General features: G+C 42.2%; 15 protein-coding genes and 2 pseudogenes. 11 read left to right on the top strand and 6 right to left on the bottom strand.

Going from position 1 to position 12,049, the window contains the following annotated elements:
* Window positions 1–109 precede the first annotated feature (109 nt).
* The gene (locus H6G83_RS33745) at window positions 110–514 is read left to right on the top strand and encodes a DNA/RNA non-specific endonuclease (RefSeq protein WP_190480369.1); all 405 of its coding nucleotides are present in this window, start codon (window positions 110–112) and stop codon (window positions 512–514) included.
* 3 nt (window positions 515–517) lie between these two features.
* On the opposite strand, the gene H6G83_RS33740 is transcribed toward H6G83_RS33745, so the two are convergent.
* Window positions 518–928 (bottom strand): nuclease A inhibitor family protein, encoded by a 411-nt coding sequence (locus tag H6G83_RS33740; RefSeq protein WP_190480365.1) that lies wholly within the window; start codon window positions 926–928, stop codon window positions 518–520.
* 90 nt (window positions 929–1,018) lie between these two features.
* Between H6G83_RS33740 and H6G83_RS33735 the strand changes: the two genes are divergently transcribed.
* The 3 genes from H6G83_RS33735 to H6G83_RS36165 all read left to right on the top strand — a co-directional run bounded on the left by H6G83_RS33735 (window position 1,019) and on the right by H6G83_RS36165 (window position 2,866).
* Complete coding sequence (locus H6G83_RS33735) at window positions 1,019–1,294, top strand: hypothetical protein (protein WP_190480363.1); 276 nt, start codon at window positions 1,019–1,021, stop codon at window positions 1,292–1,294.
* A 546-nt stretch (window positions 1,295–1,840) separates the two neighbouring features.
* On the top strand, window positions 1,841–2,422 hold the full coding sequence (locus H6G83_RS33730) for a hypothetical protein (RefSeq protein WP_190480361.1): 582 nt from the start codon (window positions 1,841–1,843) through the stop codon (window positions 2,420–2,422).
* 309 nt (window positions 2,423–2,731) lie between these two features.
* Window positions 2,732–2,866 (top strand): hypothetical protein, encoded by a 135-nt coding sequence (locus H6G83_RS36165; protein ID WP_277876485.1) that lies wholly within the window; start codon window positions 2,732–2,734, stop codon window positions 2,864–2,866.
* Here the strand turns inward: H6G83_RS36165 and H6G83_RS33725 are convergent.
* Window positions 2,863–3,504, bottom strand: a complete 642-nt coding sequence (locus H6G83_RS33725) for a glutathione S-transferase family protein (RefSeq protein ID WP_190480360.1) — start codon at window positions 3,502–3,504, stop codon at window positions 2,863–2,865. The two genes, H6G83_RS36165 and H6G83_RS33725, sit on opposite strands and share 4 nt — an antisense overlap.
* Before the next feature lie 2 nt (window positions 3,505–3,506).
* Window positions 3,507–3,995 (bottom strand): DUF4174 domain-containing protein, encoded by a 489-nt coding sequence (locus H6G83_RS33720; protein WP_190480358.1) that lies wholly within the window; start codon window positions 3,993–3,995, stop codon window positions 3,507–3,509.
* Between the two features lie 279 nt (window positions 3,996–4,274).
* On the opposite strand from H6G83_RS33720, the gene H6G83_RS33715 reads away from it, so the two are divergent.
* Together H6G83_RS33715 and H6G83_RS36480 are read left to right on the top strand one after the other, a co-directional pair.
* Complete coding sequence (locus tag H6G83_RS33715; protein ID WP_190480357.1) at window positions 4,275–4,790, top strand: RNA-guided endonuclease InsQ/TnpB family protein; 516 nt, start codon at window positions 4,275–4,277, stop codon at window positions 4,788–4,790.
* 12 nt (window positions 4,791–4,802) lie between these two features.
* Window positions 4,803–5,156 (top strand): annotated as a pseudogene (locus tag H6G83_RS36480) (hypothetical protein); the annotation flags it as partial.
* 212 nt (window positions 5,157–5,368) lie between these two features.
* Here H6G83_RS36480 and fusA read toward each other — a convergent pair.
* The gene (gene fusA, locus H6G83_RS33705) at window positions 5,369–7,369 is read right to left on the bottom strand and encodes an elongation factor G (RefSeq protein WP_190480354.1); all 2,001 of its coding nucleotides are present in this window, start codon (window positions 7,367–7,369) and stop codon (window positions 5,369–5,371) included.
* 166 nt (window positions 7,370–7,535) lie between these two features.
* Between fusA and H6G83_RS33700 the strand changes: the two genes are divergently transcribed.
* Window positions 7,536–8,135, top strand: a complete 600-nt coding sequence (locus tag H6G83_RS33700) for a macro domain-containing protein (protein ID WP_190480351.1) — start codon at window positions 7,536–7,538, stop codon at window positions 8,133–8,135.
* Window positions 8,136–8,358: 223 nt separating this feature from the next.
* Window positions 8,359–8,933 (top strand): annotated as a pseudogene (locus tag H6G83_RS33695) (ATP-dependent DNA helicase); the annotation flags it as partial.
* Between the two features lie 34 nt (window positions 8,934–8,967).
* Here H6G83_RS33695 and H6G83_RS33690 read toward each other — a convergent pair.
* Window positions 8,968–9,648: a hypothetical protein gene (locus tag H6G83_RS33690; protein ID WP_190480349.1), complete on the bottom strand. Its 681-nt coding sequence runs from the start codon at window positions 9,646–9,648 to the stop codon at window positions 8,968–8,970.
* 476 nt (window positions 9,649–10,124) lie between these two features.
* Window positions 10,125–10,766 (bottom strand): hypothetical protein, encoded by a 642-nt coding sequence (locus H6G83_RS33685; RefSeq protein WP_190480347.1) that lies wholly within the window; start codon window positions 10,764–10,766, stop codon window positions 10,125–10,127.
* A 104-nt stretch (window positions 10,767–10,870) separates the two neighbouring features.
* On the opposite strand from H6G83_RS33685, the gene H6G83_RS33680 reads away from it, so the two are divergent.
* The 3 genes from H6G83_RS33680 (at window position 10,871) to H6G83_RS33670 (ending at window position 12,004) form a co-directional block, all read left to right on the top strand.
* Window positions 10,871–11,014, top strand: coding sequence for a hypothetical protein (locus tag H6G83_RS33680; RefSeq protein WP_190480345.1), 144 nt, complete (start codon window positions 10,871–10,873; stop codon window positions 11,012–11,014).
* 420 nt (window positions 11,015–11,434) lie between these two features.
* Window positions 11,435–11,758 carry a hypothetical protein gene (locus H6G83_RS33675; RefSeq protein ID WP_190480343.1) on the top strand — a complete coding sequence of 108 codons (324 nt, stop codon included), beginning with the start codon at window positions 11,435–11,437 and terminating at the stop codon, window positions 11,756–11,758.
* A gap of 30 nt (window positions 11,759–11,788) precedes the next feature.
* Window positions 11,789–12,004, top strand: a complete 216-nt coding sequence (locus tag H6G83_RS33670) for a hypothetical protein (protein WP_190480342.1) — start codon at window positions 11,789–11,791, stop codon at window positions 12,002–12,004.
* Window positions 12,005–12,049 lie beyond the last annotated feature (45 nt).

The following is a 12,049-nucleotide window of genomic DNA, read 5'->3' as shown; positions in this document are numbered from 1 at the left end:
GATAAGATATCGGGCATGGGCGATAAGTGGTTTTTGAGTTGTCGTTGTGAGAGACAACAACTCTACTACGAAACGCCCTACCTCTTCACTCTCTGATTTTGGCTAAGGTATTGGATATAGTAGAGATTTAGCTACGCAAGATAAAGAGCTTTATATAATTGCTGGCGGCGCTGGTACTGGTGGAGAAGGAACTAACGGATTCAAATCTACTTTGACAGGCAGAACTTCTCAAAATAAAATCAATGTGCCTGCTAGTTCTTGGAAAGTGATCTTGATTCTTGACAAGCCTGGGTTGGGGCTAAAAGGAGTCACTAAAAATACTCGTGTAATTGCTGTAAATATGCCTCACAAACAAGGAGTGAAACAAGATCCTTGGACTGTTAGAGATAATGGTAGATTTCGTTATATTACTTCAGTGGATGAAATAGAAAAGTTAACTGGCTACGATTTCTTTAGTAACGTGCCGAAAGATATTCAAGATGTAATCGAAGCAAAAATTGATAAGGGTTCTTGATATTTAGGTTTCTATGGATTTGGTGGATAAACCAATAATATCTCCATTACCAGACTGACCTAAAATGTAAATATCAACTTCAATTTCACCTAGTCGATAGACCTGAATATTACTTAGGTTATGCCTGAAAATCTCCATTAATTTTTTGTATCTGGCTGCTTCGGCTTTTTCTTGAGTTCCATACCAGTCAGGGTCAGGGATTTCTGGATTGAAAAACTCAGAGAAATCTATAACCTCAACAGCAATATCTTTTTGTGTTCCCGCTTTTTTGATAATTGTCTCGGCTGTAATTGGTTCACCATTAGTTTGCCAATGAATTACCTCAAAAGGATAATCTGATTCACTTGTGTAAACAATGCCTTCGGTTGCTTGCTTAAGGCTTTCTACAAGAGAGTCATTAGTTTGATGTGCCATAGTGCAGTCTTGCCAAAAGTTTATTGATAGCGTTGAGTTAGATTATGGCTGTCATTTCACCGATAGCTTTAACTTCGTCAAATTTTACCTGTGCATCTAGATATTACTTTAGCCCAAGCCCAAAGACTAATAGCTAATAACCCAATGATAAAGGAGGATTCTGGTATTGGTTCAACTCTCCGAAATTCTATAGGTGTAGAAACTAACAAATCACCATTAGGTGCAAAGATTTCATCTAAAGAGATAATTGAATTTGGAAAAATTGCGACACTAGAAACCACTTTGCCATTAGAGCGAGTAGGACAACCATTAGGGATACTGTTGGCGAAAGTGTTACAAACACATAAACAAAGGTGTTACAACTAAATGCCGCAACCACAAATTGAAGGTTTGAGCTTGCGTAATATTGTAAAATACAAAGATGTATTACATTCGCCAACAGTATCAGCATAGCTAATACCAAGAGTAAAAGCGTTGCTTGCCGCCGTTAGGCATCGCTGTTTGCTGACTTTTCCTCCAGAAGTAGGAGGAGGCGATCGCGGCCTATCTCAATAATGTTCTGTCAGCCCTCACACCAAACCATCTTCTGTTTTGCAAAAAAATTCCAGTCTTTAAGCTGCAAAGAGGTGGGGGTCATGGGAGTAGAACTGGCAGTGATCGTATTGGGGGATTTTTGGCATAATACCAGTTATACACCTTGCTTTTTCCTCTAAGAATCTGATGGGGGCGATCGCCCAAGAGGTGTTTATCCTCTAAGAATTTCAGGAAACAGGCGATCGCTCCGACCACGGTGATACCGGATATGATTGCTGTGTTGAAAACCAGGGATTGATGTCGTATTCAGTTCAAGACTTATCATTAAGGGTACAGGGGGGATGAGGGGGGGACGACTGACTTTCAGGAGGTCTTTATGTGCAAGAATTAAATTCCTATTATAAAAATGAAGGTGACACATACTTAATTGAAATTCGCCTCAGTAATGTGAGTCAAATATTTAACTCATTTGACCCATCGCCATTTTTAGAAAAAGACCTTGATGAAGATGCCGAATCTTATATTGTTCAGTCTGTAAGCGAATTTCCACTCAAAACTCCTCTGAAGTTGGTTTTCTATCTACCCAAACAGGGTCACGATGAAGAAATACCAATTCTACATGAAGCTATCCATAACTATTTTGATTACAGAAAGCATAACGCGGCTAGAGAACTGCGTCAGACTCTCCGCCAAGGTCAAACTTCATTGATGATTGGTCTGCTGTTTTTAAGCTTATGTATTAGTCTTAGCAAACTAATTACTTTGTTCAGTGATGGTACGTTTGCGAAAATCCTCACAGAAGGGCTGTTGATTGTTGGTTGGGTAGCAATGTGGCGACCGTTGGAAATTTTTCTTTACGATTGGTGGCCGATCCATCGAACTCAACAGGTTTTTGACAAACTTAGCTCCATAGAAATTGAGATTCGCACTTCTCATGAGAGCGATCGCCCAATCGTCTAGACCGTTGAGAATTAATATTAATTTTCACTCTTCAAAATGTTTAAGGCTATTTAACTGGGAAAAAATTAGGTCTGATGCTACAGCTTTAACCCAGGGTAAGCTTGTGGTTACAGCGTGTTTTAGATATATCGGGATTGTTATCAGAATCAACTGCCATCGCACAGGGATTGTAAGTAAGTCGGTGCAATAAAACCAAAATATGTAAACAAAAGTAAATAAGTCTCAAACTCTTTCTCCCCCTGCTCCCTACCCCATGCCCTTTGCCTTGTTGCAACAATAATTATTTACGCCGACTCACTTAGTAGAGTGGTGGCGCAATCACTATTATCTCTTTATATAAGCCAAGCCTTCTCGAAAGCGGTAAATAATTGTTTCATGGCTTTCACACTAACTTTTCCTCTAAGAATTTTAGGATGGCGATCGCTCTTGTACGAGAATTATTAAATGCTGTTGGTGTAGTCGTATGTGCCTCCACGTTCAAGGGCGCGTTTGTATGCAGGCCGTGCATGAATGCGTTCGATAAATTGCTTAATTTTTGGTCGGTTTGAGATAAGTTCGGCTTGCATAGCAACCAATTCCAAAGGAAAGCTCATTTGGATATCGGCGGCGGTAAATTCTTCGCCTACAAACCACGTACTCTTACCAAGTTCAGCTTCTATGTAATCAAAGTGAAGCTTAATTTGGGGCGCGATAAATGCTTCGTTTGCCCTGTTATCTCCTGCCCCAAAACGGCTAAATATGAGATTCATTACCAGAGGTGGCATTGCCGAACCTTCCGCGTAATGCAGCCAATATGTGTACCGCAGACGCTCTGGCGTACCGGATTTTGGGATTAACTGACCATTGCCGTAGCGCTCTACTATGTATTCGATAATAGCGCCCGACTCAGCAACAGTCACTTGTGCATCTGTAATCACTGGTGATTTGCCAAGTGGATGGACTTGGCGCAGTGATGCTGGTGCTAACATCGTCTTTGGGTCGCGTTCGTAAAACTTGATATCGTATTCGATGCCTAACTCTTCAAGTAGCCATAGCACACGCTGCGATCGCGAGTTGTTGAGATGATGGACAACAATCGTCATAGCTACTTTCTACCTCGCTGTTGGATTTCTTGTTGGCGCATAGGCATAGCGTCAATTTGCTCAAATATTGCTGTGGCTTGGACTGGTGTAGCATCTTGGCGCTTCACACCACCATCTTTGCCTATCAAAATAACGTGAAAATTATCTTTGTCAACTCCAAAGCGATCGCGCAACTTAGCAGCCGAAGATTCATCTATTAATTGTCTATTGGCATAGCTTTTATCTGTTGCCAAAACCTGAACCAGAACTAAATCCCTGTCTGTAAAACCGTTTTGGTGCTGGTTAAATAACTGCATCTGTTGTTGGTAATCACGATTATCAACAGACGGTGCAAACACTAGTAGCACGCGGTTTTGCCATTTTTGGGAACTGAGGTTCAAGGAAGACATTTTGATGGCTTGGGTTGAAAGGCGGGCAGTACCAGCAATGCTCACTGGTGATAGGGCTATAGATGCGCCGAGGGTCAGGGCAATTAATACTGAGTTATTCACTTCGGGGTTGAGATGAACTTTCCATCATTTCAAACTATCATTAATTTTTCTTTTCTAACTCTATCTGGTGATGGTAATCGAATAAGTGTGATGCCCACCTACAAGAGCATAGACGGCATTGCTGCTTTGGTGTTTATCTAGTAAGACGAGAAGCACAAAACTCCTGAGTATGTGGGTGACTCAAGAACCCACATACGTCCTTGATAGCTGGAGATGTAGTGCGAACGGCAATTTTAATTGCCGGAACATCAAGTAATATCATGATGCCGTTGCTCCTCAATGTACTTCCTGATAGTTTCAGATATTAATACTGTCGTTGGTCTAGACATGGGACTTGGTAAGTTAGTTTACTGTTCTGATGGTTCAATAATAGAAAATCCTAGATTTGCCACTAACAAGAAAACTAAGCGTTTACAAAGTATTCGTCAGCGTTGTGTTTCTCGTAAAAAAAAACGCTCTAACAATAGACGCGCTTCCCAGCAAAGGCTTTCACTTTTTCAGCATCGGATAGCAACAAAACGTGAAGCCTATCAGTGGCAGCTTGCTAAAGATATAGTCAAAAAAGCTGATGCTGTTGCCATAGAAGATTTAAACATCTCTGGCATGATGAAACGCTGCAAACCTAAATATGATGAAACCAAAAGAAGGTTCCTATCAAATGGACAAGCACGCAAACGTGCGTTATCACGTTCAATAGCAGATGCTTCTTGGTATGCGTTGATTTCTAAAATTGAGTACGTGGCTGCAAAGTCAGGAAAGGTTGTTTTTAAAATTAATCCTCGCCATACTTCGTAAACTTGCAGCAATTGTGGTCATATTGATGCTGACTCTAGAGATGGTGAAAAATTCATCTGCACTAATTGTGGTCACGTTGATGATGCCAATTTGCAAGCTGCAAGAAATATCAAGTCTAAAGCCGTTAACCAATTTGAGTTGACTTTGAGACAGATTCGTAAGGTACGCAGGGACTCTGCGGAACCCAGACAGCTATGTCTGTTTGAAACGCCCAACTCTGAATCAACAGGGTCTAAAAGGAGACAACACCACGCTCTCAAGAGCAAACGTGGTGTGCCTGGGAACTTGGGGATACAGTTGGATCTGTTTTTCCAAGATAACAATAATGGCACGACAGTGCCTCGTTGTGAATCTCCCGGCTTCTAGCCGGGTAGAGCTTCAACCTCTAACGGGACTTAGGCAAAAAACTAGCTAGAAAACACCTCAAATGTATATAAAGAAAGACTTTACATCGATTTGCCTAGTTTCTTGATATATCTGGGTTTCAAGCATTTTTGAGCCTTTTGTGTATTTTGCTTGTACTGTAAGGGTTTGAGGCTTGTTTCTGCCTCAAAAATGTTTAAGTCCCACTAATAAGTTCAGGACTGGCGATAGCAGGCAAACTCCATTGAAAAAGTAGCCATACCAGAAGTAAGCGATCGCAATTCTGTAGAATACCCAAACATTCGCGCTAGCGGTACTTCGGCTCGAATCACTGTGTATCCCTGCATTGTCTCAGAACCCAATAACAAACCTCGACGGGAGGATAAATCACCTTGAACCCTTCCCATGAACTCGTTGGGTGTTTCCACCTCTACAAGCATGATGGGTTCAAGGATGTAGGGTTTTGCTTTGGCGATCACACTCTCAATAGCCTGATGGGACGCTAACCGGAAAGCCAATTCTGAAGAGTCAATTGGGTGATAAGAACCACCATCCAAAACGACTTTCACGCCAGTTACGGGATAGCCTTCCAGCTGTCCTGATTGCATCGCCTCACGGAAACCTTTCTCACACGCAGGAATGTATTCTTTAGGAATCGCACCCCCAACCACCCGATTCTCAAAGATAAACGGTTCATCTGTGGGTTCAATCCACCCAGTAATATGGGCGTACTGACCTGGGCCGCCTGACTGTTTCTTAAATCGGTAGTCAAAGGTAGCTTGTTGTCTAATGGTTTCCCGGTACGCCACGGCGGGAGTACCAACGTAGACCTCGGCATTGTATTCCCGTTGGATACGTTCTAGGTAGATTTCCAAGTGGAGTTCACCCATCCCAGAAATTAGAGTTGATCCTGATTCGGGGTCAATACTCAACCGGAAGGTGGGGTCTTCCCTTTGAAAGCGATTGAGTGCCTTGGAAAGGCGATCGCTATCTTCCTGCTTTTTGGGCGTAATCGCTAGCGTAATCACTGGTTCCGGCACAAACATCTTCTCTAAAGATACCAGTGGTTCCCCAGAACAGAATGTATCACCAGAAGCACAATCCACACCCAACAGAGCTACAATATCCCCAGCAACGGCAACTTTTAATTCTTCTCGCTTATTGGCGTGCATCCGCACTAAGCGGCCGATTTGCACTCGCTGTTCAGTCCGTGAGTTGTAGACGGTATCGCCTGGTTTGAGTGTCCCAGAGTAAATCCGGGTATAGGTCAACTGCCCAAAGGACTCAACGGTGAGTTTAAATGCCAAGGCCACCAAAAAAGCATCGGGGTTAGGGTAGACACTCACCGATGCGGTTTTTACCACTTCTCTATCTATGGGAGATGGTAGATAAAGTACAACTGCATCCAATAAGTTTTGCACTCCTTTATTTTTGAATGCCGAACCCAGCAGTACAGGCGTGAATTCTAGACTTAAGGTTGCCTGTCGAATAGTTTGCCAAATTAATGCTTTGGGAATCTCCTCACCCGCCAGTAACATCTCAGTCATCGGTTCTGAGAACAGCGACAAAGCATCTAGCAGCTTTTCCCGCGCCTGTTGTGCCTCATCCCTAAGAGGTTCGGGAATTGACTTTTTCACATGGTTTTCCCCATTTTCACCCTCAAAGTAGTCAGCAGTCATTTCTACTAGGTCAATCACTCCCTGGAATTGGTCTTCACTGCCGATAGGATACTGGATCAACATCGCATTGAGTTGCAAGTGATCGCGTATTCCCTGTACTACATGGAATGGATCTGCCCCCATCCGATCCATTTTGTTGATGAACGCCAAACGCGGCACACGGTAGCGCTTCATTTGCCGATCCACCGTAATCGACTGGGATTGTACACCCGCCACAGCACACAGCACCATCACTGCCCCATCTAATACCCGCAGGGCGCGTTCCACTTCAATAGTGAAATCTACATGTCCCGGTGTATCAATCAGGTTAATTTGGGTATCGTACCATTCGCAGGTAGTAGCAGCAGAGGTAATGGTAATGCCATGTAGTTTTTCCTCCGGCATAAAGTCCATCGTTGCACCCTTGCCACCTCCCCGCACTTCCTCAATAGCGTGGATTCTGCCCGTGTAGAAGAGAATTCGCTCTGACAGCGTAGTTTTACCAGAGTCGATGTGAGCAGAGATACCAATATTTCGGATGCGTGTTCGGGGAATCATAAAATTTCCTTTTGTTCAAGAGATAAACAGCCACCACTTATGTGGTGATATATCTTGTACTATATATGTAGTATAAAGAAAAGACAAGGCTGATAATACAGAAAAACCGTTGATTGTTGCCCTAGCTGACGTTTAAAATAGGTATTCAAGCGGAGGAAATAAAAGCTTGAAATTGATATTGGTAGCTCCCGACTCTTTGTTGTGTGCAGCCTTTCAACAGAATTTTAATTATTTACCCAATGTAGAAATAGTGAATGACTATTTCGAGTGGTTGCCAAATTTTGATTGTATGGTCAGCCCTGCTAACTCTTTCGGCATGATGGATGGTGGCATCGATGCGGCAATTATCCGTTTTTTCGGCCCTTCCTTAATGGCAAGAGTCCAGCAGCATATTCTTAAGGATTACTTGGGTGAACAGCCTGTGGGAACATCAATGATTGTGGAAACAGGTCATCACAAACATCCTTTTTTGGCTCATACTCCTACCATGCGAGTTCCCATGATGATTGCTGGGACAGATATTCCTTATATTGCGATGTGGGCGATGCTGCTGAGAGTTCGCCAGCATAACCAACACGCTAGCCAAAAAATTAACACCATTGCCTGTCCTGGATTGGGTACAGGAATAGGACGAGTGCCATATACTGAAGCTGCTAGACAGATGGCCTTAGCTTACGATCATTTTCTGTATCCACCCAAGTATCTTAATTGCATAGTTGCTGCTGAAAGACAACTTCAGATATGGGAAGGAGGAAATTTTAAGTAAAGCAGGACTTACGCATTTAAAATCTGAAACCTTGTGCGCTTCGCGCACTCCCTTCTAATTTACGCCAACTGCTCCATTTGGGGATATCACAAGTGGAGCAAGTGGTAATACAGCTGTGTTAAGCATTTCTTCCTTCTCTTCCTTTGTGTCCTTTGCGTACTTTGCGGTTCGTTAAAAAAATTGACTTTGACAAAGATTTTTAGCCTTAACTGAACCGTATTGAACGATTCACCGCTTGCTGGAGTTCGACCCGCGCTCAATGGGATTCAAACGGGACAATGAGAATCCCCTAGATTGTGATGCAATTATTGCCGATGAAGCTAGTATGTTAGACCTGTTTCTGGCATATTCTCTAGTGAAAGCGGTGAAGGAGGGGAAACAGCTATTACTTGTGGGAGACATCGACCAACTACCATCAGTAGGCCCTGGTAAAGTGCTGGCTGACTTGATTACTTCGCTGCAAGTCCCGGTGGTCAAGCTAACCCAAGTATTCCGCCAAGCTCAACAGAGTGCGATCGTGACGGTAGCGCATCAAATCAACCAGGGTGATTATCCAAATATAGAACCAATCTCAGATAATCCACAGTCAGATTGTCTCTGGCACGGAGGCGGACACACCCCAGAGCATGCATGGGGTACAGGCAATCTGTGAATTGGTCAGTGAATATATCCCCCGACTGGGATTCAACGGGAGCAACGGATGTGCAAGTGCTGTCTCCGATGTCACGGGGGTTGGTGGGTACTCGCAATTTGAATGCTGTTTTGCAGCAGCTGATCAATCCGGCTGCACCGGGGAAAGCACTTGAGGGCAGCTTCGCCAGATATTCTCCTACTAAAATAGAGTCTTATGTTTACGCTTCAGCATTAAACCAACACTTAAAGCACCAATGTTTAATATTGCTGTTGTAGTTGTAGATTCAGGTATTACTTGTGCTGTGTCTATGTTTTTAACCTGCAATGCAGTTACAGGATATGGAATAGAGAAAGTAAAGGAAATGAATTGAAAGTTACTTCCTGTAATAATAAAAGGATTAAAGCCAGTATCAGGATCAGCTTCAGGGCGTGTTCCTACAACAAATGAGTTTTCGTAGACAAAAGGATTACTGCTCAATTGATTAAATAAATTTTCTCCTCGAAATTGCAAATTCACTTCGTTAGCAAAATTGTCTGTTCCAAAACAAACTTTGCTTCCATCTGGGGTCAACAAAAACTCCCGACATTTGAAGTTTTTTACATTTAAAAATGTATTACCATCTATATTATCTACTGTAAATACTGACCTTAAAAATATACCATCTGGAGGATTCAGTACACCACCAGAATCAACAATTTCTCTCGTTTGAGTGTTTAAAGTAAAGAAACCACTGTCCGTGCCAAAGTATTCATTTGTTAATAACTCTTTTACTGTAAAGTTAAACTCTAATAAAGCAGCCTTGACTGGAGCAATACCTGTACTTATTATCAAGCATGATGCCCCTACTGTAGCAATTATCAACTTTTTAAGTATGTGCATAAATTTTTACTATTTTGCAAAATAATTCTTTGTAGTTTAGATTATAAAATAACAGATGTTAAATCGATTGAGAATGCCAAATCTTGTACTTCTTGACTAAGCTCTCTTATCTGGTCTGATTTTTCATCATATTTCTGTAAGCAAGTTTCAATTTCTGCAATTGAAGAAGGCAGCTATGCTGGAGGCAGAGGGCAGAAGGGACAATTAAGAAGGGGATTCAGCACCGTACTGAATTGAGTCCACAAAATCAGAGATTGTGGTGGGGGTCTTAAACCCTTACTCCCTCCGGTCGTGCAGAGGGCAGAAAACAGTATTCCTTCTGCCTCCAGCATAGCTGCCCTCTGCCTTTCTTGATAAATCCTTAATTAAATTAGTTTCTTAACTTGATTGAATAATTTATTTAGATATTTCCTGTTTGCTATAATTAAATCCTTCCATAAACTCTTTACTACTAACAATTCATTAACCAGGTCATTCTATTTCTTAACTTCGCTGGGGAGTAATGCAAAGAACTGTTGCAAGTCAGCTTCTGCTGAATAGGTAAAAACTTTTTGTTTGTATGTCAACAATGATGCTCCCTTAGCAGCTTGTTCATCAACACAGACTGCCACCGCTTCAAGTTTAGGCTGTGGTCTAATCAACTTATAACCAAAAGATGTAATGCCTATAACCTCCCGTGCAGTCACAAATATCCTGCGTTTATTTTCATCCCAAAGATTGCTCCATCTTAACGGGGATGCAAAGTGAAATTCAGTCAATGCGTGAAGTCCTCCTAACACCCAGGCATCATTAGCAAGTAGTGACCAGTTTTGTGAACTCAAGATACTTCCACTTTGTTGATTGAAATCTTCGTCTAGAGTTAAAAGATTTTTTTTCATATCTTCATCAATGCTAGGGAAGGTTTCATCTGAGGGAATTAGGACAAATTCACCATCTGCTCCTTGAGTTTTGAGTTGTAAGCGTCCAACAACGGTAATACCTAAAATTGATCCTGCCTTTGCTTTTTGATAGATAGCATAAGCTACATCTATCTTTTGTGGTTGTAAAGATGAATCTGAGTAATAGCTTGAACCACAGTTCAGGGCATCCCTTGTAAAATCTTCTTTGGAATTATACATATTTAACTTGTGTTAGTAGTTATATTAAATGTACTTGTAATCATACAGCTATCTGATAGACAGTAACTCAAATTTTTCAGTAATTTGCTGTTAGTGGTATAGTTATGACTAGTGTTGCGAGAGTGACTTCTGCGCGATCGCACAAGAGTGCATATCCTTGTGCGATCGCAGCCCCACCCACTTCTTCCTACCCCTCGCAAGATTCCAGTTGCCGCTTCCGTCGCCTCCACTTAAGGCATGGCGTATGACAGAGCAGATCAGAACTCATTACTATAATTGCGGTGCAGCAAGTAGATAATCTCATGTGTCACTACGGACGGCAAGGCTAATGCTGGCTGCGGGTTTCTACGAATCACGTTATATTTACGTTATCTTTGGTTCTTTTAGGACTTACGCACTGTACAAAATAACTATCTTGTGTATCACAGTAAATAGGTTGTTTCAGGCTTTTGTCAATCACACTTGATTGCTTGTGATCGCCAAAATATTGTGGAAGAATTTAGCTCTAAGCCTTGAAAACTATACCTGTTATTTTGGCTTCTCTGTCAATGCGTAAGTCCTATCTTTAATACTGCTGTGGTTATATTCCTGAGCAGGCTTGCTTTTGCCTTACTCACCCCACCACATATTGCTTAAAGTCCCAATCCAATGGCATTTGAACGACAATCATGAGTACCTCTGTTTCCCATTCCGAAGATCCAGACTTCCGTTCATCTATTCAGGAGAACCTAAAACAGCTTTCTGCTCAGTTGGGATATCCTTTGGACGAACCATCAGTCATGGAAATATACCAGGATGCGTATGATCTACTGAGCCACCTTTCCCCTTCACCTCTTACTCTTGCCCGTGTTGCAGGAACATTACTGGTTTACCGGGTCAATGACACAGAACTGGAAGAATCCAAGTGGTTCAGCAGGCAAGTGAAACAATGTTTGGACGAAGAAGAAGTTGAGGAGTTGATTGAATCTATATCTCGCACTGATGCTTTGTAAACTTCGGATAAATAATTCAGCCCGAAAATTTTGGGTGAAGAACCCCGTCATCTTGAGGCAAAAAAGTTAGCAATTGTCGTTGGTTCTAAGAAAGCGATCGCTCCCTCAAGCGAACCACGGATGATCAGCAGAGGTACACGCGGTTGTGGCAGAGGTTGTTGCAGCCAGTTGGGTGAGCGATCGCTGATATCTTTTAGGGTTAGATTAGGGATAAAAGAAATACATTGCGATGCAGTGTCACCGTAACATCAAACGCTTTCTATCTAGAACTGTTTCACTTTAGCAAGTATT

Origin of the sequence: Anabaena azotica FACHB-119 (assembly GCF_014697625.1) — a bacterium.
GTDB classification, from domain to species: Bacteria; Cyanobacteriota; Cyanobacteriia; order Cyanobacteriales; family Nostocaceae; genus Trichormus; species Trichormus azoticus_A.
Note: the sequence above shows the minus strand (reverse complement) of the source record. Positions and strands in the feature narration are given on the sequence as shown.